This is a genomic window from Pseudomonas putida, from assembly GCF_026625125.1.
Classification (GTDB): domain Bacteria; phylum Pseudomonadota; class Gammaproteobacteria; order Pseudomonadales; family Pseudomonadaceae; genus Aquipseudomonas; species Aquipseudomonas putida_X.
Genome location: NZ_CP113097.1, coordinates 1,729,745 through 1,754,658, shown reverse-complemented (window position 1 = coordinate 1,754,658; position 24,914 = coordinate 1,729,745). Strand labels below are relative to the sequence as shown.

Below are 24,914 nucleotides of genomic sequence, written 5' to 3'. Positions count from 1 at the left end.
ACAACGGCAGCCTTGTTGGGCTGCCGTTGGTTTCAAGCTGCAGGTGAGGCCTTCAGACCAGCCGGGACAGCATGTCTTCGGCTTCCAGGCGCTGTGTATCGTCGCCATCCTTGACCACTTCATCGAGGATGTCACGCGCCCCCTGATGGTCGCCCATATCGATATAGGCACGCGCCAGGTCGAGCTTGGTAGCCACTTCGTCGCTGCCGGAGAAGAAGTCGAAGTCCAGATCGTCCAGGGGTTCCGGCTCCAGGGCAGCGTCCTCAGCGGTGAAGTGAGGCTCCAGCGACGGCGACTCGAGGTTCTGCGACAGCTTGTCCAGTTCGGCGTTGACGTCGCTCAGCTCGGAAGTGAAGCTCTTGGCGGCCGGCGACTGGTCATCCAGCGACAGCGACAGATCGAAGTCTTCTGGCAGCTCCAGCTCGGAAATCGGGTCGAACTCCGGGATGGAATCGAAAGCGGCCAATTCGGCAGCGACGTCGACCGGCTCTTCCTCAACCGGCTCGGCAACGCTCGGCTCACCCACGTCCAGGTCGAAGTCCGCCAGGTCATCGACGCTCTGCGGTTCAGCCTGAGCCTGCGCCAGCAAGGCTTCGAAATCGGCGTCGGCGTCTGCTTCCTGTGCAGCAGGGTCAGCGACGGCGGGCGGCTCTTCATTTGCCTGCACATCCGTCAACGCAGCTTCATCGAGCATTGGCGGTTCAAGGTCGCTCAGGGGCAGATCGTCACTCAGCTCAAGGTCGAAGGCACTGTCCGGGCCGTTGTCATCGAGGGCAGGCGTTTGAGCGTCGGCCTCGGTTTGCGGTTCAGCTTCAGGCTCGGCATCGACCTCTGCCGGCGATTGCGGCTGGTCCTGCAACAGCTCCTGCACGTACTGCTCATCGAGCTCGGCCGCCAGCGCCGCAGCCCCCACCCCTGCCGCGGCAAGGCCGAGCATGGCTGGGTAGTGCTCCTTGAGCTGACTGACCTGCGCGATATTCTCTTCGCTGGCCGGCAGCTTGCGCTCCTGCTCCACGAATGCGCTGTGGTCACCCTGGCGCGCATAGACCTCCATCAGCTTCAACCGCAGGCCATCATGCTCCGGTTGCGCAGCGACGGCTGTTTCCAACAGGTCGGCCGCATGGTTCAGACGGCCGCGGGCCAGGCTCTGCTCGACCTCGGCCAACAGCTCGGCGTTCGGGTCCTGCGCCGGTAATGGCGCGGCGACGGGTGCCGGGGCAACCGGTTTTTCCGCGGCAACCGCTGCAGCAGCCGAGGCCGCCACCACCGCCGGCGACAGGGTTACGGCAGGCGCCGACACCTGCAGCTCATCGAAGCTGCTCGCAGGCAGGTCGAGGTCGGGGTTACGCTCGCCCTCCTCAGCCAGCGCCCGCGCCATACGCAGGTGCTTTTCGGCCTCCTGCTGGGCTTTGCGTCGACGCGCCAGCAGCAACAGCAGCAGCAACAGCACGAGGAATGCGGAGCCTGCGATCAGGGCCAGTAGCAGCGGGTTCCCCAGGATGCCATCCAGCGCGCCCGGCTGCTGGCCGGCAGGGGCATCCTCGCCCGCCGTGGCAGCGCCAGGCGCGGTATCGACGGCCGCCGGCGCCGGTGCCACGACGGGCTCGGCAGGCGTTACCTGGGCGTTGTCGGCAGGCTGCACCGGGGCCGACTCACCCGGCAAGGTGGCGGCAGGTGCGGGCTCCCCGGCGGCACCCTGCGCCTCCAGGCGAGCGAGCTGGTCGTTCTTGAGCTGGATCAGGCGCTGCAGCTTGTCCAACTGGCTCTGCAGGTCGCTCATCCGGCTCTTGAGTTCTTCGTTGTCACGACGGCTGGTGTCCAGGCTCTCCTGAGCCACGGCCAGCTTGTCGTTGAGCGCCTTGGCATCGCCAGCGCCAGGCTGGTTGCCAGGGCTGACCAGGCGCAGGTTGTCACCCTGGGCGATACGCTCGGGCGCCGCATCGGCAGCGCCGCGGCGGGTAGCGTCAAGCTGCCGGGCGCGCGGGCCAAGGCGCCGGCCCTCACGCCAGGCGGCGTACTGTTCGGCCACTTCGCGATTGGCTTCGGCCTGGGGGATGCTCTGGACCTGCTGCTGATCAGGCAGGCGCAATACCTGGCCGACCTTCAGCTGGTTGATGTTGTTGCCGATGAAGGCATCCGGGTTCAGCGCCTGAATGGCGATCATGGTCTGCTGCACCGACCCACCGTTCTGGGTATTGCGTGCAGCAATCTGCCAAAGGGTATCGCGGCGCTTGGTGGTGTAGCTGCCGGCGCTGCTGGTTGCCGGGGTGACATTGGCCGCGGCAGGCTGCTCGCCCTGGGCCTTGGCCTGGTCGAGCAGCACACTGTAGTCACGCAGCAGACGGCCCTGGGGCCACATCACCTGCACCAGAAACTTGACCACCGAGCCCGGCAGCGGCTGGCTGGAGGTAACCCGCAGCACGCTCTTGCCATTGGGGTTGATCACCGGGGTGAAGGTCAGGTCCTCGAGGTAGCCCGGGTATTCCACCCCGGCCTTGCTGAACTCTTCCGGCGGCGCCAGGCTTGGTGCCACTTCGGCAGCGGTGAGGTCGCGCACATCGAGCAATTCGATCTCGGCGTCCAGCGGCTGGTTCTGCGCCGATTTGAGCGTCAGTTCACCCAACCCCAAGGCATTCGCCATGCCAGATGACAGCGCCGACGCTGCCGCCATGGCCAGAACCAGTTTGCGAATTCGAAGCATGACCTCATCCCTTGTATGAATCGTCCCGAAACCGCGTGCGGTGCGGGACAAAAGTGCTCGCCAGTATCTTTTACGCTATGTGTTTAATCAACAATTGCGCCACCTGCACGGCGTTGAGCGCAGCGCCCTTGCGCAGGTTGTCGGTGGTCAGCCACAGGTTGAGCTGCTGGTCTTGCTCAACACCATGGCGTACACGACCAACATAGACCACGTCTTGCCCTACTGCGTCCCCTACCGGGGTCGGATAATCATCTCGCTCGACCAGCTCGACACTGTCGGCACCCTCCAAGGCAGCATTGACTGCAACCAGGTCCACAGGTTTACGGCTCTGTACCGCCACACTGAAGCTATCGCCAAAAAACACCGGGACTTGAACGCAGGTCACTGAAATCTTCAGTTCCGGCTGCCCCAGCAACACCGGCAGCTCAGCGACCAGCCGGCGCTCGAGTGCCGTGTGGCCCTGCTCGTCTGCCGCACCGACCTGGGCCAGCACGTTGAACGCTACCTGGCGGTCGAAGAAGCGTGGCTCCAGTGGGCGGGCGTTGAGCAGCTCGGCGGTCTGCCGGGCCAGTTCATTGACAGCCTCCCGGCCTTGGGCAGACACCGCCAGCGCAGCCATGACCTGCACGCGCTCGATGTCCAGCAGCCCCTTGAGTGGCGCCAGCGCGACGGCCAAGGCAACGGCTGCGGCACTGGGGCTGGCGATGCACGCCGGCAGCGCCAGGCCGGCGATGCACTCGGCGTTTGCTTCAGGCACGACCGCAAGGGCGTCATCCAGGCCACCAGACAGGTCGATGACCGTGCAGCCGGCCGCATGGGCCTTGCGGGCAAAGCTACGGCTGACGGCTGGGCTGGCGGCGAAGAAGGCCAGTTTGACCTGGGTGAAATCGAAACTGTCGACTTCACGCACCTTGATCTTCTTGCCAGCGAACATCACGCTGCTGCCCGCCGACTCCATGCTGGCCAGCAGGTGCAGCGTGCCGACCGGGAAGTGCAGTTCTTCGAGAATCTGTACCAAGGTTTCACCGACGCTACCGGTGGCGCCGACGACGGCGATGTCCAGGGGTTGGGTCATGGAGAGGATCCTTTTGCTGTAACGGCGGGGGGCGGCACTTTACTCGGATTGTAACGTTTTGTCTGTGCTGGCCCTACCGGGGCCGGCGCAGGCACAAAAAAACCCGCGCTGTCACCAGGGCGGGTTTTCGGTGCAACGCAGAACGATCAACGCTCCAGCAGAATCCGCAGCATGCGGCGCAGCGGCTCGGCAGCGCCCCACAGCAACTGATCGCCGACGGTGAACGCGCCCAGGTACTGCGAGCCCATGTTCAGCTTGCGCAAACGGCCCACCGGAATGTTCAGGGTACCGGTGACGTTGGTCGGGGTCAGTTCCTGCATGCTGATCTCGCGCTGGTTCGGCACCAGCTTCACCCATGGGTTGTGCTGGCTGATCATGCCTTCGATATCGGCCAGTGGCACGTCCTTGTTCAGCTTGATGGTCAGCGCCTGACTGTGGCAGCGCATGGCGCCGATGCGCACGCAAATGCCATCGACCGGGATCGGGCTCTTGAAGCGGCCGAGGATCTTGTTGGTCTCGGCCTGGGCCTTCCACTCTTCACGGCTCTGGCCGTTGGGCAGCTCTTTGTCGATCCATGGGATCAGGCTGCCGGCCAGGGGCACGCCGAAGTTTTCGGCCGGGTAGGCGTCGCTGCGCATGGCGTCGGCCACCTTGCGGTCGATGTCGAGGATGGCGCTGGCCGGGTTGGCCAGGTCATCGGCCACCGCCGCGTGGGTAGCGCCCATCTGCTTGATCAGCTCGCGCATGTTCTGCGCACCGGCACCGGACGCCGCCTGGTAGGTCATGGCGCTCATCCACTCGACCAGGCCCGCTTCGAACAGGCCGCCAAGGCCCATCAGCATCAGGCTGACGGTGCAGTTACCGCCGATGTAGTTCTTGGTGCCGGCATCGAGCTGCTGGTCGATCACCTTGCGGTTGACCGGATCGAGCACGATGACGGCGTCGTCCTGCATGCGCAGCGACGAGGCAGCATCGATCCAGTAACCCTGCCAGCCAGCTTCACGCAGCTTGGGGAACACCTCGTTGGTGTAGTCGCCGCCCTGACAGGTCAGGATCACGTCGAGGGTCTTGAGTTCTTCAATCGAATAAGCGTCCTTGAGCGGAGCAATATCCTTGCCCACGCTCGGGCCCTGGCCACCGACATTGGAGGTAGTGAAGAACACCGGCTCGATAAGGTCGAAATCCTGCTCCTCCAGCATCCGCTGCATGAGCACGGAACCGACCATACCGCGCCAACCGATCAGACCTACACGTTTCATCGCAACTACACCTTTGCTAAAAGTGGGCCGCCACCGACCAAAAACGGTGGCGGGCCAGAGAGATTACAGATTCCGCAGCGCTGCGACTACTGCGTCGCCCATTTCCTGCGTACCTACCTTGCTGCAACCGGCCGACCAGATGTCGCCGGTACGCAGGCCCTGGTCCAGAACCTGGCTCACCGCCTGCTCGATGGCCTCGGCTGCGGCCTGCTGGTTGAAGCTGTAACGCAGCATCATCGACACCGACAGGATGGTCGCCAGCGGGTTGGCGATGCCCTGGCCGGCGATGTCCGGCGCCGAGCCGTGGCAAGGCTCGTACATGCCCTTGTTGTTGGCATCGAGCGACGCCGAAGGCAGCATGCCGATCGAACCGGTCAGCATGGAAGCTTCATCCGACAGGATGTCACCGAACATGTTGTCGGTCACCATCACGTCGAACTGCTTGGGCGCGCGCACCAGCTGCATGGCGGCGTTGTCGACATACATGTGGCTCAGTTCAACGTCCGGGTAGTCCTTGGCAACGTCCTCGACCACTTCACGCCACAGCTGGCTGGAGGCCAGGACGTTGGCCTTGTCCACCGAGCACAGCTTCTTGCCACGCACGCGGGCCATGTCGAAGCCGACGCGGGCGATACGGCGCACTTCGCTCTCGCTGTACGGGAGGGTGTCATAGGCCTGCCGTTCGCCGCCTTCGAGCTCACGCTGCCCACGCGGGGCACCGAAGTAGATGCCGCCAGTCAGCTCACGGACGATCAGGATGTCCAGACCCGAAACGATTTCCGGCTTGAGCGACGAGGCATCAGCCAGTTGCGGGTAGAGGATGGCCGGGCGCAGGTTGGCGAACAGGCCCAGCTGCGAGCGGATTTTCAGCAGGCCGCGCTCAGGGCGGATGTCACGCTCGATCTTGTCCCACTTCGGCCCGCCCACCGCGCCCAACAGCACGGCATCGGCCTGGCGCGCACGCTCCAGGGTCGAGTCGGCCAGCGGCACGCCATGTTGGTCGATGGCAGCACCGCCGATCACGTCATGCGCAAGGCTCAAGCCAAGCTGGAACTTGTCGTTGGCCAGCTCCAGCACCTTGACCGCCTCGGCCATGATTTCCGGACCGATGCCATCACCTGGGAGAATCAGAATCTGCTTGCTCATGCTTTCCTCTATCCATTCAAGCGGCGCGGCCAGCCCGGCCGCACCGTAAAAAACTCAGCGCTCGGCCCACAACACGATGACATCGGTGCTGAACGAGCCATCGGCTTCAATCTGGTAATACTGCCGCACTTCCTCGCCCATGGCTTGCTGCAACTGGCGTATGGCCACGCGCAGCGGTTCGGGCGTGCGCATGCGCTCAACCCACGAGCTCCACTCCAAGCGCAGGCGCTGGCGCGTGTGGCTGCGGGTATGCAGGCCGGCTTCGCTGACCTGGCGCTGCCACTCGGCGGCAGAATAATCGCGTACGTGGCTGGTGTCGCGCAGCACTTCAACCGTTTGCAAATAGGTATCGAGCAACGGGCTGCCCGGCGACATCACGTCGATGAACGCCGCCACCCCGCCCGGCTTCAGTACGCGGCGCACTTCACGCAGGGCCACGCCCACGTCGCTCCAGTGGTGCGCCGAATAGCGGCTGAAGACGTAATCGAACGAGGCATCGGCGAACGGCAGGCGTTCGGCGGCACCGCACTGGGTGCTGATATTGCCCAGGCCGCGCTCGGTAGCGGCACTGGCAACCACGTCGAGCATCGACTGCGACAGGTCGTAGGCGACCACCTCTGCCACCAGAGGCGCGATGTGGAAGCTGACATGGCCGGCACCACAGCCCAGGTCCAGCACGCGAGCCGCACCCTGCCCGGCCAGCTCGGCTTGCAGCAGGGCAAATTCACGGCCCTGGGCATGCACGGCGCTGCTGAGGTAGGCACTGGCCTGTTCGCCAAACTGGCGTTGGACCACATCGGTGTGGGTGGTGCTGGTCATGGGCGCGTTCCTTTTGATTTTGGGTTGTCTCTACGGCCGCTATCGCCGGCAAGCCGGCCCCCACACAGCCCCCACAAGCGTCAAGACCTGTGCAGTACGTGTGGCAGCCGGCTTGCCGGCGCTGAGGCCAGCAAACCCGGTTACATCATTCAGGCATCACGGAACAGCCAAGGCTGTGCGGCGCGGTGTTTGCCTTCGAAGGCCTTGATCGCCTCGCCGTCCTGCAAGGTCAGGCCGATATCGTCCAGACCGTTGAGCAGGCAGTGCTTGCGGAACGCGTCGATCTCGAAGTGCAGCACCTTGCCGTCCGGGCGGGTCACCGCCTGTGCCTGCAGATCGATGGTCAGCTGGTAGCCGGGGTTGGCTTCGACCTGCTTGAACAGCTCATCGACTTCCTCATCGCTCAGAATGATCGGCAACAGGCCGTTCTTGAAGCTGTTGTTGAAGAAGATGTCGGCGAAGCTCGGCGCGATCACGCTACGGAAACCGTATTCGTCCAGCGCCCAAGGCGCGTGCTCGCGGCTCGACCCGCAGCCGAAGTTCTCCCGTGCCAGCAACACGCTGGCGCCCTGGTAGCGTTCGTGATTGAGCACGAACTCTTTGTTCACCGGGCGCTTGCTGTTGTCCTGGTAAGGCTGGCCAACGTCCAGGTAACGCCACTCATCGAACAGGTTGGGGCCAAAGCCGGTACGCTTGATCGACTTGAGGAACTGCTTGGGAATGATCTGATCGGTGTCGACGTTGGCACGGTCCAACGGCGCGACGAGACCGGTGTGCTGGGTAAAGGCTTTCATGCTGCGCTCCCTTGGATCAACTCGCGAACATCGATGAAGTGACCAGTCACCGCCGCAGCGGCAGCCATGGCCGGGCTGACCAGGTGGGTACGGCCACCTGCGCCCTGACGCCCTTCGAAGTTGCGGTTGGACGTGGACGCGCAGTGCTCGCCGCTTTCCAGGCGGTCCGGGTTCATGGCCAGGCACATCGAGCAGCCTGGCTCACGCCACTCGAAACCGGCCTCGAGGAAGATCTTGTCCAGGCCTTCACGCTCGGCCTGGGCCTTGACCAGGCCCGAACCCGGCACGACGATGGCTTGCTTGACGGTGGCAGCCACCTTGCGGCCTTTGGCTATTTCAGCCGCGGCGCGCAGGTCTTCGATCCGCGAGTTGGTACACGAGCCTATGAATACACGGTCCAGCTGGATATCGGTGATCGCCTGGTTGGCGCTCAAGCCCATGTACTTCAGGGCGCGCTCGATCGAGCCACGCTTGACCAGGTCGGTTTCGGCGGCAGGGTCCGGCACACGCTGGTCGACGGCCAGGACCATCTCGGGCGAAGTGCCCCAGCTGACCTGCGGCTTGATTTGCGCCGCATCGAGCTCGACCACGGTGTCGAACACCGCATCGTCATCGGATACCAGGTCTTTCCACGCCTCGACTGCACGCTCCCACTGCTCGCCTACAGGCGCATAGGGGCGGCCTTTGACGTAGGCAATGGTGGTGGCATCGGTGGCAACCAGGCCAACCCGCGCACCGGCCTCGATCGACATGTTGCAGATGGTCATGCGGCCTTCCATGGACAGGGCGCGGATGGCGCTGCCAGCGAATTCCATGGCGTGGCCGTTGCCACCAGCGGTGCCGATCTTGCCGATCACGGCAAGCACGATGTCCTTGGCCGTGACGCCGACAGGCAATGTGCCCTCGACGCGCACCAGCATGTTCTTCATCTTTTTGGCGACCAGGCACTGGGTGGCGAGCACGTGCTCGACCTCGGAGGTGCCGATACCATGGGCCAAGGCACCGAAGGCGCCGTGGGTGGAGGTGTGCGAGTCGCCGCAGACCACGGTCATGCCGGGCAAGGTGGCGCCCTGCTCGGGGCTGATGACGTGGACGATGCCCTGGCGAACGTCATTCATCTTGAATTCGACGATGCCGTATTCGTCACAGTTCTCATCGAGGGTCTGCACCTGCAGGCGCGACACCTGGTCGACGATCGCCTCGATCCCGCCCTTGCGTTCCGGGGTAGTCGGCACGTTGTGGTCAGGGGTAGCGATGTTGGCATCGATGCGCCACGGCTTGCGGTTGGCCAGGCGCAGGCCCTCAAAGGCCTGGGGCGAGGTCACTTCGTGGATGATATGGCGGTCGATGTAGATCAAGGACGAGCCGTCATCACGGCGCTTGACCTCATGGGCTTCCCAGAGTTTGTCGTAGAGCGTTTTGCCAGCCATCAGACTGTTCCTCATCAGCGTCTTTCTATGCCAAAGACCCCTTGGCTTGTACGGACGATGCTATGGCGATAAATTGAATAACTCAAATTCATAATTTTCATGCTTTGCATAACCATCAGGAATTCGAACAATGGACTTGGCCAACCTGAGCGCCTTCATTGCCATTGCCGAGACCGGCAGCTTCTCCGGGGCCGGCGAGCGCCTGCACCTGACCCAACCGGCCGTGAGCAAGCGCATTGCCGGGCTGGAGCAACAGCTGGACGTGCGCCTGTTCGATCGCCTGGGCCGTGAGGTGACCTTGACCGAAGCTGGCCGCGCCCTGCTGCCGCGCGCCTATCAGATCCTCAACGTCCTCGATGATACCCGACGTGCGCTGACCAACCTGACCGGGCAGGTGAGTGGTCGCCTGACCCTCGCCACCAGCCATCACATTGGCCTGCACCGCCTGCCCCCGCTATTACGGGCATTCACTCGCCAGCACCCGGCCGTGGCGTTGGATATTCAGTTCCTCGATTCGGAAGCGGCCTACGACGAGGTGCTGCACGGCCGCGCCGAGATAGCGGTCATCACCCTGGCACCCGAGCCCCATCACCTGATCAAGGCCATCCCGGTCTGGGACGACGCCCTGGACTTCGTCGCTGCCCCCGAGCACCCGCTGGCCAGCAATACCCAGGTCAGCCTGGCGGACGTCGCCCGCCACCCGGCAGTATTCCCAGGCGGCAATACCTTCACCCACCACATCGTCCAGCGCCTGTTCGAAAGCCAGGGGCTGACCCCGAACATCGCCATGAGCACCAACTACCTGGAAACCATCAAGATGATGGTCTCGATCGGCCTGGCCTGGAGCGTGCTACCACGCACCATGCTCGATGATCAGGTTGCACCCATCGCATTACCCGGCATACAGCTGTCACGCCAGCTAGGCTACATATTGCATACCGAGCGAACGCTATCGAACGCCGCCAGGGCCTTCATGGCCTTGCTCGACAGCCACGCAGGGCCCGCCTGACCGGTCGTCAGGCCTGCACTTCCAACCCAGGGACGCCTCAAACGCCAAAGGTCTGGTACCCATGCCCAAATCAGCAAACCGCTTTCCGCGCCTGCCGCGCATCCCTGCGGCCAATCCCAGGGAGTCGGAACAGGCCTGGCAGAATGCCCCGCAACTGCTGGCTGCGCTCAATGGTGCACGCCTGGGCGCCTGGCTGTGGGACATCGACAGTGGCCGGGTGAGCTGGTCGCGCGGCACCCAGGCACTGTTCGGCTTCGATCCGCAGCGCCCTCTGCCCAACGATATCGATTACCTCGACCTGCTGCCGGAAGAAGATCGCGCCCGCACGCGTCAACTGTTCCAGGCAGTGGTCAACGGTGAGCCGGCCGAGAAAGCCATGCGCCATCGCATCCGCTGGCCGGACGGGAGCCTGCATTGGCTGGAAATCAACGGCAGCCTGACCCACGACCCCCAAGGCCGGCCCCAGATGATCGGGGTGATCCGCGAAATAACCCGCCAGCGCGAGCGGGAAACCGCCCTGATCAACTCGGAAAAGCGTTTTGCCACCCTGTTTCACCTGAGCCCCAACGCGATTCTTCTCACCCGCCGCCACGACGGCATGATTTTCGAAGTCAATCAGCATTTCGAGGACATGTTCGGCTGGCCCGGTGACCAGGTGATCGGCAAGACCAGCCTGGAGCTCGGCATCTGGGTGAACCCGGAGCAGCGTCACCAGGTGCTGGAGGCGACCCGTGGCAGCGGCAGCCCGGCCATCATGGAGGTGCAGTTGCGCGCGAGCAGCGGCAAGATTCACGACGGCATTCTGTGCACCCAGGGCATCGAGCTGGAAGGGGTGACGTTCCTGCTCAGCACCTTCGTCGACACGTCCGAGCGCAAACGCGCCGAGCAAGCGCTCAAGGATAGCCAGGAACGCCTTGACCTGGCCCTGGACTCGGCGCAACTGGGCACCTGGGACTGGCACATCCCCAGCGGCATGCTCTATGGCTCGGCCCGTGCCGCGCAATTGCACGGGCTGGACCCGATACCCTTTCACGAATCGTTCGACGCGTTTTTCGAAGGCGTGCCCCAGGACGAGCGCGATGGCATGCGCCAGGCTTACCGCAGCCTGCGCGAAGGCCCCGCGGGCAACTACCAGATCACCTACCGTGTGCAACTGGAAGACGGCGCTTCACGCTACATCGAAAGCCGGGCACGGCTGTACCGCGACGAGCACGGTAACCCGTTGCGCATGGCTGGCACCCTGCTGGACATCACCGAGCAGGTCGAGCGCGAACTGCGCCTGAGCGCCTCGGAAGAGAAATTCGCCAGCCTGTTCCAGGTCAGCCCCGACCCGATCTGCGTAACCCGCCAGGACACCGGCCAGTTCATCGAGATCAACCCGGCCTTCACCCAGACCTTCGGCTGGGGCAGCGAGCAGGTGATCGGCCGTACCGCTGAACAGATCGGCCTCTGGGCCGAGTCGATCGAACGCGCGCAACGCATCGAACGGGTCATCCGCGAACAGGCCCTGAGCAACGTGGCAGTGGTGGTCAACCACCGCAACGGCTCACCCCTGACCTGTGTGATTTCCAGCCGGCTGATCAGCGTCGACAACCAGCCCTGCAGTGTCACCACCCTGCGCGACATCACCCAACAGCAACGGGCCGAAGCAGCGCTCAAGTCCAGCGAAGAGAAGTTCGCCAAGGCGTTTCATTCCAGCCCGGACGCCATCACCATCACCGAGCGCCACAGCGGCCGCTATGTGGAGGTCAACGATGGGTTCTGCCGGCTCACGGGCTACAGCACCGCCGAAGTGATCGGCCGCAGCGTCTACGAGCTGGGTATCTGGGCCGACGACAAGCAGCGTCGCGCTTTGCTGGTCGAGCTGAAGGAGCGTGGCCGGGTGCACCACCGGGAGATGCTCGGGCGCACCAAGCGTGGCGACATCCTCACCGTAGAGGTCTCGGTGGAGCCGATCAGCCTCAACGAGACCGATTGCCTGCTACTCACCGCCCGCGATGTCAGCCAGCTGAAGAATGCCCAGGCGCAGATCCGCCACCTGGCCTACCACGACCCGCTGACCAACCTGCCCAACCGCGCCTTGCTGATGGACCGCCTGAGCCAGCAGATCGCCCTGCTGCGCCGGCACAACCTGCGCGGCGCCTTGCTGTTTCTCGACCTCGACCATTTCAAGCACATCAACGACTCCCTCGGCCACCCGGTCGGCGACACGGTGCTGAAGATCATCACCGCCCGGCTGGAAGCCAGTGTGCGCCTGGAAGATACGGTGGCACGCCTGGGTGGCGACGAATTCGTGGTATTGCTCAGTGGCCTGGAAGGTAGCCGCGAAGCCGTGGAGAACAAGGTTCGCGAGCTGGCCGATACCCTGCGCGAACTGCTGGCCGAACCCATGTCGCTGGATGGCCAGCGCCTGCAGGTAACCCCGAGCATCGGCGTGGCCTTGATCCCGGACCACGGCACCACCCCTGCCGACCTGCTCAAACGCGCCGACATCGCCCTGTACCGTGCCAAGGACTCAGGGCGCAACACGACCCAATTGTTCCATACCACCATGCAAAAGGCGGCCAGCGAGCGCCTGCGCATGGAAAGCGACCTGCGCCTGGCCCTGGCACGGGGTGAGCTGGCCTTGCACTTTCAGCCCCAGGTGGACGCCCGCGACAACCGTATCGTCGGGGCCGAGGTACTGTTGCGCTGGCATCACCCGCAACTGGGCCAGCAACCGCCGGCTCAGTTCATCCAGGTGCTGGAGGAAAGCGGCCTGATCCTGGAAGTGGGCAGCTGGATACTCGACGAAGCCTGCGACGCTTGCTCGCGGATGCTGGCAGACGGGTTGATCGATGCCGATGATTTCAGCCTGTGCGTGAACATCAGCCCCAGGCAGTTCCGCCAGAACGACTTCGTCGAACGGGTGCTGCGCAGCCTTGACGACTACCGCCTGCCACGGCACATGCTCAAGCTTGAGATCACCGAAGGCATCGTGATCCAGAACCTGGAAGACACCATCAGCAAGATGCGCGAGCTCAAACGCCATGGGGTGAGCTTCGCCATGGACGATTTCGGCACGGGCTACTCCTCGCTGACGTACCTCAAGCGCTTGCCGGTGGACGCACTGAAGATCGACCAGACCTTCGTGCGCGACGCTCCATTGGACGCCAACGACGCCGAGATAGTCCGCGCCATCGTCGCCATGGCGCGCAGCCTGGACCTTGCGGTGATCGCCGAAGGCGTGGAACTGACCGAGCAACTGGAGTTTCTTGAACGGCTGGGGTGTCACCTGTACCAGGGTTACCTGCACAGCCGGCCGCTGCCGCTACCGGAGTTCCGGCAAATGCTGCTGGAAGCCCCCGCCGATTTCTAAACGACGAAAACCGATGGGGTGCCGGCCAAGCGCAAAAAAGCCGGCCCCCACAGGTACGGCGCGATCCTGTGGGGGCCGGCTTGCCGGCGATGGGCTGCTTAGCAGCCCTGATACAGCCGCCAGCCTCAGTTGAGTGCTGGTTTGTCACCATTGATCGGAATGCGCTTGGCCTTGGCTTCTTCCGGCACGAGGCGCAGCAGGTCAATGCTGAGCAGCCCATTGGCGAGGCCGGCTGATTTGACCTCGATATGGTCCGCCAGGCGGAACGACAGCTTGAATGCGCGCTGGGCGATGCCCTGGTGCAGATAGGTCACTTCATCAGCGCTGTTATCGCGTTTGCCACCGATCACGGTCAGGACGCCTTTCTCGACCTGAAGGTCGAGGTCCTGTTCCTGGAAACCGGCTGCGGCAACGACGATGCGATAGTGGTCATCGCCATGTTTTTCAACGTTGTAGGGAGGGTAGCTGCTACCCGCCTCGTTACGTGCCGCAGACTCGAACAGGTCGTTGAAACGGTCGAAGCCAACGGAATGGCGGAACAGGGGTGCAAGAGAGAAAGCGGTAGTCATGGTCATAAACTCCTGAGATTCAGCAAGTAAAGTCACTACGCGACCCGACTTCGGCATCGCGTACTGAATAAATAAGGCTCAGGAAATGGCTTTCAAGGGGTAAAAACAAAAAATTTTTCGGTGAATTTTACCGCCCCCCGGCACCACGGATCACGCGAGACAGGCTTCGAATGCCTGCACCTCTGCGCCCAGCAGCCGAGTGATCCGCTGGCAATCATCTTCCCTGCGCAGCTCGGCAAACAGCAGCACCGCTTCGGGATAACTGCGCGTCAGCATCGCCAACCACTGCTTCATCCGCCCCGGCGCATACCGCGGCGACAACTTGGCCTGGGCCTGGCGCCAGAACTCGCGCAGCAAGGGCAACAACGCCTCCCAGCTCATCGGCTGGTACTCACGCCCGTCACGCGCCGCCGCAATCTGCAAGGCCAGGTCCGGCCGCGACACCAAGCCCCGGCCGAGCATGATGTCCTCGGCCCCGCTCACCTCGCGGCAACGCCGCCAGTCGTCCACGGTCCAGATCTCACCGTTGGCGAACACCGGCACCTTGACCACATCCTGCACCCGCGCCACCCACTCCCAGTGCGCGGGCGGTTTATAGCCCTCGACTTTGGTGCGCGCATGCACCACCAGGTGCGCCGAGCCGCCCTCGGCCAGGGCGCTGGCGCACTCGAGGGCGCCGTCCGGGCTGTCAAAGCCAAGGCGCATCTTGGAGGTGACCGGGATGTGCGCCGGCACTGCGCGCCGCACTTCCCGCACGATGGCGTGCAGCAGTTCGGGCTCCTTGAGCAGCACGGCGCCGCCGCGTGACTTGTTCACGGTCTTGGCCGGGCAACCGAAATTAAGGTCGATGACCGGCGCACCCAGCTCACAGGCCAACGCCGCGTTTTCGGCCAGGCAGACGGGATCCGAGCCCAGCAACTGCACCCGCATGGGTACGCCGGCGGCCGTGCGCGCGCCCTGGCGTAGCTCAGGTGCAAGCTTGTCGAATGAAGAAGCAGGCAGCAGGCGGTCGCACACGCGGATGAACTCGGTGACGCACCAATCGATGCCGCCCACTCGGGTCAGGACGTCGCGCAGGATGTTGTCGACCAGCCCCTCCATAGGGGCCAGGGCAATTTGCATTTCGAGGTCTCGCCGGGAAAAGCCGGCAGTCTAACAAAAATGCCGGGGATTCAGGCGCCGGTCAGCGCCGGACCGTAGCCGTCGATGAACTCCGCCGGCATGCGCCTGGGCTTGCCGCTGGACAATTCGATACAGGCGAAGGTGGTCTGCGCGCGCAGCAGGGTCACACCGTCACGCGGGCGCTTGAGCTGGAAACGCCGGGTCATGCGCAGGCGCTGGTCCCAATCGATGATCCAGGTTGCCAGTTGCAACTCATCATCTTCGTAGGCGGCAGCGAGGTAGTCGATTTCATGGCGTACCACCGCCATGGCCCGGTCAAGGCGCCGGTACTCGGCCAGGTCCAGCCCCAGGCGCTGGGAGTGGCGCCAGGCGCAACGCTCCAGCCAGGTGACGTAGACCGCGTTGTTGGCGTGCCCGAGGCCGTCGATGTCCTCGCCGCCGACACGCAGGTCAATGATGAATGGCGTTGCCAGGTCCCAACTCATGCCCGCTCCCAATGTCAGTGAACGGGCAGAGTGTATCGGATGTTCAAGCGCTTTGCCGGGCGGGCGCACCGGCACGCGACAGTAGTTCGAGCACCGCCTCGCTCACGCGCGGGTCGGCGAGTACGCGCTGGTGGCCACCCGCTTCCAGCCGCAGCAGGCGGCTGTCGAACCAGGCCTTGTGGATGACCTCGGCCTCGCTGGCGGGCACCAGGGCATCATCGGCGGCATGCACGACCAGCCCTGGCAACTCCAGCTGGTAACCGCTGACGTCCAGGCGGTTGATCTGCATGCCGACGTCCTGTTCGACCTTGCGGATGAACGCCGCCCTGGCGCGCGTCGGCAGGCCAAGGTGGCGGGCGAAGCCGCGCAGCACACCCAGCAACTGGGCCGGCGCTGCAATACTCACCGCAGCCTCGGCCCGAAGCCCCATCTGCAGGGCCAGCAAGACACTGGCACCGCCCATGGAATGGCCGATCACGGCACGCAACGGCGGTAGTTCCGCGGCAGCCTCCAGCAGCGCACGGGCAAACAGCACCACGTGCGCTTGCTGCCCAGGCGAACAGCCATGGGCCGGCCCCTCCAGAGAGACCACGGTATGCCCGGCCTTTACCAGGGCTTCGATCAACGCGGCAAACTGGGTCGCACGCCCTTCCCATCCGTGCATCAGCAACACGGTCGGGCCTTGCCCCCAACGCAATGCCGACAGCCCGAAGCGCAGGGTGATACGCTCAGCGCTCGCCAGCAATGGCAGCTCCCACTGCCTTGGCGGCAGGTTGCGCGGGGTCATGAAGGCCCGGTGCATCTTGCCGGCTACATGTTCCGGGGCCAGACGCCCCAGGGTGCCATTCACACCGCGAATCCAGCTCAGGGTAGTCATCGCCTTGCTCCAGGGTCGGAAACTTAGATAACCGCCGATTTGGCGGCACGCAGGATGCGGTCAGACAGCTCACCGGTGCCCAGTGCGCGCGCCAGGGCCAGGCCACCTATCATCAGCGCCAGATCAGCCAGCGCCTTGTCGGCGTCTTCAGGGCGGTCAACCATGGCGGCCGTCATCAATTCGATGTGCTCGGCCAGCACCTCGCGAAACACGTCTGGCAGGCGCTGCATCTCGCCGATCGAATTGGGCAGAGGACAGGCATGCACCTCGGCATCGCGGTGCTTGCGCGACAGGTAGAACGCACTCACCAGTGCCCGCCGCCCTTCCCCGTCCAGGCTTGGATCAACCTGAGCCAGCAGCTCCCTGCGCTCGCTGAGCAATTGGCGGAATGCCTCCAGCATGAGCTCGTCCTTGCTGTCGAAGTGCGCATAGAAGCCTCCTACGGTCAGCCCCGCAGCACCCATGACCTGGCTGACGCTGGGCTCGGCGGGACCGTGCTGGATCAACGCGCTGCGAGCAGCTTCGAGGATGCGCTCGCGGGTCTTGGTCTTCTTGTCGCTCATGGCCGGCTCACGATCAGAATATGATGATCGAAATATTATTCTCATAATATTTTTTGGCAAGCAGAATCGACCACCGCCTGTCGGGCACACATTTTCAAGGAGGGAGAAAAACAAAAGGCCCATTCAATAATCGAATGAGCCTCTAAAGTCCCGCAAAACGCGGGTAAAAATGGCGTCCCCTAGGGGACTCGAACCCCTGTTACCGCCGTGAAAGGGCGGTGTCCTAGGCCACTAGACGAAGGGGACATAACCTTCGCGAAGGTCCGCAACTGCGAACCCTGGCTAAATTGGTGGAGCTAAGCGGGATCGAACCGCTGACCTCCTGCATGCCATGCAGGCGCTCTCCCAGCTGAGCTATAGCCCCGAAAACAAAAGGCTCATCCAATAGGCGAATGAGCCTCTTTAAGCCCCGCAAAACGCGGGTAAAGTGGCGTCCCCTAGGGGACTCGAACCCCTGTTACCGCCGTGAAAGGGCGGTGTCCTAGGCCACTAGACGAAGGGGACGTAACCTTCGCGAAGATCCGCACATGCGAACCCTGGCTAAATTGGTGGAGCTAAGCGGGATCGAACCGCTGACCTCCTGCATGCCATGCAGGCGCTCTCCCAGCTGAGCTATAGCCCCGGATTTCTAGCCTCTCGGCCCAGCGACAGTGAACCATCGCTTGTGCAAAACTGGCGTCCCCTAGGGGACTCGAACCCCTGTTACCGCCGTGAAAGGGCGGTGTCCTAGGCCACTAGACGAAGGGGACGAACCTTCTTACCTTCAAGACCCGGTTGCTGGACCCGATCTTGCTTACCAGCCAGAGCTGTTAAGCGGAATTTGGTGGAGCTAAGCGGGATCGAACCGCTGACCTCCTGCATGCCATGCAGGCGCTCTCCCAGCTGAGCTATAGCCCCACAATGTCGCTTTGAACTGAATCACCGGCTGGGTGCCTGGCGCTTCGTTTCGTTCATCGCTGTGGACGGGGCGCATATTAAGTTCGGATTGCAGGGCTGTCAAACTAAATTTTGAAAATATTCAAAAGTTTTTTCACAGATAACAACCACTTACCACCCTGCCCTGATTCAGGCGCCCGGCTTTTCGGCGCCGGCACCAGCGCCAGCGGCATAACCCGCTGGCACTGGCACCGCGTCAATGCCACATCAGGCAATGTTGGCCAGCAGTTTTTCCCACTCTTTGTTTTCTTTCTTGGACACGCCACCGAGCAGGTCCAGGGCTTGGCGCAGGCGATAGCGGGTAAGGTCAGGGCCGAGGATTTCCATGGCATCGAGCACCGACACCGAGCTGGCCTGGCCGGTGATGGCGGCGAACATCAGCGGCATGGCGTCACGCAGCTTCAGCTCCAGCGCTTCGACCACGGCCTGGATGCAGCCGGTGATGCGCTCTTTTTCCCACTGACGAAGGCTTTCCAGTTTCCACAGGATCAACTGCATCACCTGGCGCACCTGGTCGGCGGAAAGTTTCTTGCTTTCGAACAGCCTGGCGTCGAGCCTGAGCGCGCCCTCGAAGAAGAAACCACCCAACGGGGCAACCTGGCTGAAGGTTTCGACCCGCCCCTGTACGTGCGGGGCGATCTTCATCATGTAGTCGCTGTTGAACGCCCACTTCTGCAGACGCGCGGCGAATTCTTCCACCGGCAGTTCGCGCAGCCACTGGCCGTTGAGCCAGGACAGCTTCTCGATGTCGAAGATCGGCCCGCCCAGAGAGATACGCGACAGGTCGAAGTGCTCGACCATTTCGGCCAGGGAGAACTTCTCGCGCTCATCCGGCATCGACCAGCCCATGCGGCCGAGGTAGTTGAGCATGGCCTCAGGCATGAAGCCCATGCGCTCGTAGAAGGTCACCGAGGTCGGGTTCTTGCGCTTGGAGAGCTTGCTCTTGTCCGGGTTGCGCAGCAGCGGCATGTAGCACAGCTTGGGCTGCTCCCAGCCGAAGTATTCGTACAGCTTGATCAGCTTGGGTGCCGACGGCAGCCACTCTTCACCGCGCAACACGTGGGTGATGCCCATCAGGTGGTCGTCGACCACGTTGGCCAGGAAGTAGGTCGGCAGGCCGTCGTTCTTCATCAGCACCTGCATGTCCATGCGGTCCCATGGGATCTCGACATCGCCACGGAGCATGTCAGGGACCACGCAGATACCTTCGCTCGGTACCTTCATGCGGATCACATGGGGCTCGCCAGCGGCCAGGCGGCGCTGCACTTCCTCATCGCTCAGCAGCAACGCGCGGCCGTCGTAGCGCGGGGTTTCGCCACGGGCCATCTGCTCGGCGCGCATCTGCTCCAGCTCTTCGGCGGTGCAGAAGCAGTAGAACGCATGGCCGGCATCGACCAGCTCCTTGGCGTAGCGGGCGTAGATCTCGCCACGCTCGCTCTGCCGGTAAGGGCCGTGCGGGCCACCCACATCCGGGCCTTCGTTCCATTCGATGCCAAGCCAGCGCAGGGCATCGAAGATCTGCTGCTCCGACTCGCGGGTCGAGCGAAGCTGGTCGGTGTCTTCGATGCGCAGGATGAACTCACCGCCATGCTGCTTGGCGAAGCAGTAGTTGAACAGGGCGATGTAGGCAGTGCCGACATGGGGGTCGCCCGTGGGCGATGGCGCGATACGCGTGCGAACGGTGGTCATGGAGGGTCTCGAACGAAAGATGAAACAAAGGCACGATGTTAGCAGGGTGCGGGCACCGCGCTCCAGCGCGGGAGGTGGGTTATTGGGCGGCGGCCGGCATGGACACCGCCCAAGACCATGCCGCCGTCACAGGCCGAACCAGCCTTCAACTGGTGATCAACCGCTCGCGCAGCTTGGTAATCTCGTCGCGCAACTGCGCCGCCGCCTCGAATTCCAGGTCGCGGGCAAACTGCATCATTTTCTCTTCCAGTTGCTTGATGCGCTTGGTGATCTCGCCCGGCGTACGCAGTTCGGCTTCGTAACGGGCGCTCTCCTCTGCGGCCTTGGCCATGCCCTTGCGCTTCTTGCTGCGCGCCCCCGGCACGGTGGCGCCTTCCATGATATCGGCAATGTCCTTGACCACACCCTTGGGCACGATGCCATTGGCCTGGTTGAAGGCGACCTGCTTCTCCCGGCGGCGCTCGGTTTCATCGATGGCACGCTGCATGGAGCCGGTTATCTGATCGGCATAGAGAATCGCGCGACCATTGAGGTTACGCGCGGCACGCCCGATGGTCTGGATGAGCGAGCGCTCGGAGCGCAGGAAGCCTTCCTTGTCGGCATCGAGGATCGCCACCAGCGACACCTCAGGCATGTCCAGGCCCTCGCGCAGCAGGTTGATGCCCACAAGGACGTCGAACGTGCCCAGGCGCAGGTCACGGATGATTTCCACCCGTTCCACGGTGTCGATGTCCGAGTGCAGGTAGCGCACCCGCACATCGTGATCGGCCAGATAGTCGGAAAGGTCCTCTGCCATGCGCTTGGTCAACGTGGTGGCCAGTACCCGCTCGCCCTGCTCCACGCGCTTGCGGATTTCCGAAAGCAGGTCGTCGACCTGGGTCAGCGCCGGACGCACCTCGACCTGCGGGTCGACCAGCCCGGTCGGGCGCACCACCTGCTCGACCACTCGCCCGGCGTGCTCGGCCTCATACGGCCCGGGCGTTGCCGAAACGAAGATGGTCTGCGGGCTGACCGACTCCCACTCATCGAAGCGCATCGGCCGGTTGTCCAGCGCTGACGGCAGGCGAAAACCGTACTCGACCAGGGTTTCCTTGCGCGAGCGGTCGCCCTTGTACATCGCCCCGACCTGCGGAACGCTGACGTGGGATTCGTCGATCACCAGTAGCGCATCGGCCGGCAGATAGTCGTAGAGGGTGGGCGGCGGCGCACCCGCCGGGCGCCCGGACAGGTAGCGCGAGTAGTTCTCGATGCCATTGCAGTAACCCAGTTCGAGGATCATCTCCAGGTCGAAACGGGTACGCTGCTCCAGGCGCTGGGCCTCGACCAGCTTGTTGGCCTTGTGCAAGTACTCGAGGCGGTCCTTGAGCTCGTCCTTGATCCCTTCTACCGCCTCCAACAGGGTTTCCCGAGGGGTGACATAGTGGCTCTTGGGGTAGAAGGTGAAGCGCGGCAGCTTGCGAAAGACTTCGCCGGTGAGCGGGTCGAACGCAGCGATGTTCTCTACCTCGTCGTCGAACAGCTCGATGCGGATGGCTTCAAGGTCCGATTCGGCCGGGAAGATATCGACGACATCGCCGCGCACACGGAAGGTGGCGCGGGCGAAATCCATCTCGTTGCGCGTGTACTGCAGATCGGCCAGGCGGCGCAGCAGCGCGCGCTGGTCAAGCTTGTCGCCGCGGTCGACGTGCAGGACCATCTCCAGGTAGGTCTCGGGGCTGCCCAGGCCGTAGATGCACGAAACCGTGGTGACGATGATCGCATCGCGGCGCTCCAGCAGCGCCTTGGTCGCAGACAGCCGCATCTGCTCGATGTGATCGTTGATCGAAGCATCCTTCTCGATGAAGGTGTCCGACGACGGCACGTAGGCTTCGGGCTGGTAATAGTCGTAATAGGAAACGAAATACTCGACGGCGTTGTTCGGGAAGAACGCCTTGAACTCGCCATACAACTGCGCGGCCAGCGTCTTGTTGGGCGCCAGCACCAAGGTCGGGCGCTGCACCTGCGCAATGACGTTGGCAATGCTGAAGGTCTTGCCCGAACCGGTTACACCGAGCAGGGTCTGGTGCGACAGGCCCGCCTCGATGCCCTCTACCATCTGGCGGATGGCCTCGGGCTGGTCGCCGGCCGGCTGAAAACGGGTGACGAGCTGGAACTCGGACATGTCGGACCTCGCGGTAACGCAGTAACTGTAAATTTAGCCAGTAGTCTATACCCAAATGCGCCCGCCAGGGGTCGCATTCAAGGCGGCGCAGTGCACGCTCCCTGCGGTGGACCCGGCAAATCGACCAATGGTTGAAAAAAATTTGCGCAAATCGCCGTAAAAGCTGCGCCGCACTGTCGCAGTGACCGGTCGGTATCACTATACTGACTCCCCGTTTGTGCACCGCTTCAGTGCATTCGGCTGGAGCGTGTACGCCCTATCACTCTCCATTCAGAGCCAAGGTAACAATGAGCCTGTTTTCCGCTGTCGAGCTGGCACCCCGCGACCCCATTCTGGGCCTCAACGAAGCATTCAACGCCGACCCCCGTACCGACAAGGTCAACCTGGGTGTGGGCGTGTATTGCAATGAGGAAGGCCGCATTCCGCTGCTGCGCGCCGTGATCGAAGCCGAAACCCAGCGTGCTGCCCAGCATGCTTCGCGCGGCTACCTGCCGATCGACGGCATCGCCACCTACGACCAGGCCGTGCAGAAGCTGATTTTCGGCGCCGAATCGCCACTGCTGGCCGCCGGCCGCGTGGTGACCGTACAGGCCGTTGGCGGTACCGGTGCACTGAAGATCGGCGCCGACTTCCTCAAGCGCCTGTCGCCCAATGCCGTGGTCGCCATCAGCGACCCGAGCTGGGAAAACCACCGCGCCCTGTTTGAAACCGCCGGCTTCCCGGTACAGAACTACCGCTACTACGACGCCCCGAGCAACGACGTCAACCGCGCCGGCATGCTCGAAGACCTGAACAGCCTGCCGTCCGGCTCGATCATTGTCCTGCACGCCTGCTGCCACAACCCGACAGGCGTCGACCTGAGCCTGGACGACTGGAAAAACGTGCTGGAAGTGGTCAAGGCCAAGGGCCACGTGCCGTTCCTGGACATGGCCTACCAGGGCTTTGGCGAGGGCATCGGCGAAGACGCCTTTGCCGTGCGCCTGTTCGCCGAGTCGGGCCTGGACTTCTTCGTTTCCAGCTCGTTCTCCAAGTCGTTCTCGCTGTACGGCGAACGCGTTGGCGCACTGTCGATCGTTACCGGCAACAAAGACGAGAGCACCCGCGTGCTGTCGCAAGTCAAGCGCGTGATCCGTACCACCTACTCCAACCCGCCGACCCACGGCGCAACCATCGTCGCCACCGTGCTCAACAGCGCCGAACTGCGTCAGATGTGGGAAGCCGAACTGGGTGAAATGCGCCAGCGCATCCACGGCATGCGCAAGCAGATGGTCGAACTGCTGGCCCAATACGGCGCCAAGCGCGACTTCAGCTTCGTCGGCCGTCAAGCGGGCATGTTCTCCTACTCGGGCCTGACCGTAGAGCAAGTGGCACGCCTGAAGAACGAGTTCGGCATCTATGCACTGGACACCGGCCGTATCGCTGTGGCCGCACTCAACCAGAGCAATATCCACGTGGTGACCAAGGCCATCGTGGAAGTACTGTAACTGTTTGATTTGGCTGCCTGATTTGCTGGGGGCGGGTTGACTTGCCCCTGGCAATCAGTAAGATAGGCGCAGATTCCGCGATAGCTCAGTCGGTAGAGCAAATGACTGTTAATCATTGGGTCCCTGGTTCGAGTCCAGGTCGCGGAGCCAAATACCAAAAACCTCCAGATGCGCAACCACTGGAGGTTTTTTCATGGCTACGCAAAAGTAATCAGCAGTCGCGCCCGATGGGGTAGAACTGCCCATGGCTCCAGACGCCCAGCCATGGCTCGCCATCGATCTCACCAGGCACCGCCAGCTCGACCAGCTGGTAGAACACATTGCGATGGATCAATGCCTCCAGGTTGCTGCGCATCAGCACATACGGCGAAGGCTCCTGAGTGACAGGGTCGACCTCCACCCGCAGCGGATTGCCCGGCCCGGCCTCAACCTGGTCCTCGACGTTGCTGGTAAAACTCAGCACCTGCTGCTCACCCACACCCCGCACATCCAGCGTCACGGCAACGAACGGCGCATCGTCGACCCGAATACCGACTTTCTCCACCGGGGTGACCAGGAAGTAGTCGTCGCCATCGCGACGGATGATGGTGGAGAACAAGCGCACCATGGGCTTGCGCCCGATAGGCGTACCCAGGTAGTACCAGGTACCGTCACGCGCGATCCGCATATCGATGTCGCCACAGAAGTCCGGATTCCACAGATGCACCGGCGGCAGCCCCTTGTGTTTGGGTAACTGCGCCAGAAGATCGTTGGCCTTGCCGGAATCTGTCATCACCCTGCCCTCACTCACTCATACCCAGAAGGCTACGAGCGTACTCGCGCATCGGCGCTGCGAGCAAATCCTGCGGCGTATTGTCGTGGAACGTCAACAAACCGCCACGGCTTTTGATACGCGCAGTGTCTATGAGGTAGCGGGTATTGGTTTCGATCAGCATCATCTGTACCACACCGGTGTCCCAGCCCAAGCGGTCGACAGCCTGCTCGTCATACCACTCATCACCATTGCCGATACGGTCGTCGGTGCGGGCAAAACGGGTGTACAGCACATAGTCGGCGCCGACCGAGCGGGCCTCGGCGATGGCCTCTTCGAGCCCCAGCGGGCCCTGGGCGCGCCGCACCAACGGGAAATACTCGACGAAGCTCTTGAAGGCCTCCTCGGCGACCACGTTCTGCTTGGGTACTGGCCCCTTGCTTGGCGGCACGAAGGCGCCCTGGCCGATGAAGATGAACGAATCGGGCTGCAGGCGAATCGACAGCGTGCGGCGTGTATCGCTGTGATCCAGCAGGCCGGCATCGCTCATGTGGTAACGGACGCCCTCGCCCATATCGCTGACATTCATGCAGCCGCCCAGCGCCATAAGCGCCAGCAGCAAGACCAGGCTACGCATCTTTCCTCCAGTGACCGGCGACGAAAAACCGGCGAATAGCCGGCGGATG

Annotated in this window: 19 protein-coding genes and 7 tRNA genes; 4 read left to right on the top strand and 22 right to left on the bottom strand. The window is 63.2% G+C overall.

The window, feature by feature from the left end; translation table 11 throughout:
* Window positions 1-52: 52 nt before the first annotated feature.
* From OSW16_RS08015 to leuC, 7 genes are all read right to left on the bottom strand, one after another.
* Window positions 53-2,701 carry a FimV/HubP family polar landmark protein gene (locus OSW16_RS08015; protein ID WP_267822123.1) on the bottom strand — a complete coding sequence of 883 codons (2,649 nt, stop codon included), beginning with the start codon at window positions 2,699-2,701 and terminating at the stop codon, window positions 53-55.
* A 70-nt stretch (window positions 2,702-2,771) separates the two neighbouring features.
* A complete protein-coding gene (locus tag OSW16_RS08010; protein ID WP_267822122.1) occupies window positions 2,772-3,776 on the bottom strand; it encodes an aspartate-semialdehyde dehydrogenase in 1,005 nt (334 codons plus the stop codon).
* A 146-nt stretch (window positions 3,777-3,922) separates the two neighbouring features.
* Entirely contained in the window at window positions 3,923-5,035 is a 1,113-nt protein-coding gene (gene asd, locus OSW16_RS08005) for an aspartate-semialdehyde dehydrogenase (protein ID WP_267822120.1), read from the bottom strand.
* Between the two features lie 63 nt (window positions 5,036-5,098).
* Window positions 5,099-6,181: a 3-isopropylmalate dehydrogenase gene (leuB, locus tag OSW16_RS08000; RefSeq protein WP_241803057.1), complete on the bottom strand. Its 1,083-nt coding sequence runs from the start codon at window positions 6,179-6,181 to the stop codon at window positions 5,099-5,101.
* A 54-nt stretch (window positions 6,182-6,235) separates the two neighbouring features.
* Window positions 6,236-7,000 (bottom strand): class I SAM-dependent methyltransferase, encoded by a 765-nt coding sequence (locus OSW16_RS07995; RefSeq protein WP_267822117.1) that lies wholly within the window; start codon window positions 6,998-7,000, stop codon window positions 6,236-6,238.
* Between the two features lie 149 nt (window positions 7,001-7,149).
* On the bottom strand, window positions 7,150-7,794 hold the full coding sequence (gene leuD / locus OSW16_RS07990; protein ID WP_241803055.1) for a 3-isopropylmalate dehydratase small subunit: 645 nt from the start codon (window positions 7,792-7,794) through the stop codon (window positions 7,150-7,152).
* Window positions 7,791-9,224, bottom strand: coding sequence for a 3-isopropylmalate dehydratase large subunit (gene leuC / locus OSW16_RS07985; protein WP_267822115.1), 1,434 nt, complete (start codon window positions 9,222-9,224; stop codon window positions 7,791-7,793). The genes leuD and leuC overlap by 4 nt, the downstream gene beginning before the upstream one ends.
* Window positions 9,225-9,354: 130 nt before the next feature.
* Between leuC and OSW16_RS07980 the strand changes: the two genes are divergently transcribed.
* Both OSW16_RS07980 and OSW16_RS07975 read left to right on the top strand, forming a co-directional pair.
* Complete coding sequence (locus OSW16_RS07980) at window positions 9,355-10,233, top strand: LysR family transcriptional regulator (RefSeq protein WP_267822112.1); 879 nt, start codon at window positions 9,355-9,357, stop codon at window positions 10,231-10,233.
* Window positions 10,234-10,294: 61 nt separating this feature from the next.
* Window positions 10,295-13,591: a PAS domain S-box protein gene (locus OSW16_RS07975; protein ID WP_267822110.1), complete on the top strand. Its 3,297-nt coding sequence runs from the start codon at window positions 10,295-10,297 to the stop codon at window positions 13,589-13,591.
* A gap of 125 nt (window positions 13,592-13,716) precedes the next feature.
* Here the strand turns inward: OSW16_RS07975 and OSW16_RS07970 are convergent, their stop codons facing one another.
* From OSW16_RS07970 to uvrB, 13 genes are all read right to left on the bottom strand, one after another.
* Entirely contained in the window at window positions 13,717-14,160 is a 444-nt protein-coding gene (locus OSW16_RS07970; RefSeq protein WP_241803051.1) for an Hsp20 family protein, read from the bottom strand.
* Window positions 14,161-14,310: 150 nt separating this feature from the next.
* On the bottom strand, window positions 14,311-15,282 hold the full coding sequence (locus tag OSW16_RS07965; protein WP_267822108.1) for a tRNA dihydrouridine synthase: 972 nt from the start codon (window positions 15,280-15,282) through the stop codon (window positions 14,311-14,313).
* 50 nt (window positions 15,283-15,332) lie between these two features.
* Window positions 15,333-15,767, bottom strand: a complete 435-nt coding sequence (locus tag OSW16_RS07960) for an acyl-CoA thioesterase (protein WP_241803049.1) — start codon at window positions 15,765-15,767, stop codon at window positions 15,333-15,335.
* 43 nt (window positions 15,768-15,810) lie between these two features.
* A complete protein-coding gene (locus tag OSW16_RS07955; protein ID WP_267822106.1) occupies window positions 15,811-16,644 on the bottom strand; it encodes an alpha/beta fold hydrolase in 834 nt (277 codons plus the stop codon).
* A 23-nt stretch (window positions 16,645-16,667) separates the two neighbouring features.
* On the bottom strand, window positions 16,668-17,207 hold the full coding sequence (locus OSW16_RS07950) for a TetR/AcrR family transcriptional regulator (RefSeq protein WP_267822104.1): 540 nt from the start codon (window positions 17,205-17,207) through the stop codon (window positions 16,668-16,670).
* A 170-nt stretch (window positions 17,208-17,377) separates the two neighbouring features.
* Window positions 17,378-17,453 (bottom strand) — tRNA-Glu (locus OSW16_RS07945).
* A 42-nt stretch (window positions 17,454-17,495) separates the two neighbouring features.
* Window positions 17,496-17,571, bottom strand: a tRNA-Ala gene (locus OSW16_RS07940).
* 64 nt (window positions 17,572-17,635) lie between these two features.
* Window positions 17,636-17,711 (bottom strand) — tRNA-Glu (locus OSW16_RS07935).
* Window positions 17,712-17,753: 42 nt separating this feature from the next.
* Window positions 17,754-17,829, bottom strand: a tRNA-Ala gene (locus OSW16_RS07930).
* 51 nt (window positions 17,830-17,880) lie between these two features.
* Window positions 17,881-17,956 (bottom strand) — tRNA-Glu (locus OSW16_RS07925).
* Window positions 17,957-18,028: 72 nt separating this feature from the next.
* A tRNA-Ala gene (locus tag OSW16_RS07920) sits at window positions 18,029-18,104 on the bottom strand.
* Window positions 18,105-18,350: 246 nt separating this feature from the next.
* Window positions 18,351-19,832, bottom strand: coding sequence for a glutamate--tRNA ligase (gene gltX, locus OSW16_RS07915; RefSeq protein ID WP_267822102.1), 1,482 nt, complete (start codon window positions 19,830-19,832; stop codon window positions 18,351-18,353).
* Window positions 19,833-19,977: 145 nt separating this feature from the next.
* Window positions 19,978-21,993 (bottom strand): excinuclease ABC subunit UvrB, encoded by a 2,016-nt coding sequence (gene uvrB / locus OSW16_RS07910; RefSeq protein WP_267822100.1) that lies wholly within the window; start codon window positions 21,991-21,993, stop codon window positions 19,978-19,980.
* 287 nt (window positions 21,994-22,280) lie between these two features.
* Here uvrB and OSW16_RS07905 point away from each other — a divergent pair, with 287 nt between their 5' ends.
* Complete coding sequence (locus OSW16_RS07905) at window positions 22,281-23,477, top strand: amino acid aminotransferase (protein ID WP_267822098.1); 1,197 nt, start codon at window positions 22,281-22,283, stop codon at window positions 23,475-23,477.
* A gap of 74 nt (window positions 23,478-23,551) precedes the next feature.
* A tRNA-Asn gene (locus tag OSW16_RS07900) sits at window positions 23,552-23,627 on the top strand.
* Window positions 23,628-23,688: 61 nt separating this feature from the next.
* On the opposite strand, the gene OSW16_RS07895 is transcribed toward OSW16_RS07900, so the two are convergent.
* Both OSW16_RS07895 and OSW16_RS07890 read right to left on the bottom strand, forming a co-directional pair.
* On the bottom strand, window positions 23,689-24,249 hold the full coding sequence (locus OSW16_RS07895) for a DUF1285 domain-containing protein (RefSeq protein WP_267822096.1): 561 nt from the start codon (window positions 24,247-24,249) through the stop codon (window positions 23,689-23,691).
* 10 nt (window positions 24,250-24,259) lie between these two features.
* Complete coding sequence (locus OSW16_RS07890) at window positions 24,260-24,865, bottom strand: DUF4823 domain-containing protein (RefSeq protein WP_267822094.1); 606 nt, start codon at window positions 24,863-24,865, stop codon at window positions 24,260-24,262.
* Window positions 24,866-24,914: the final 49 nt, after the last annotated feature.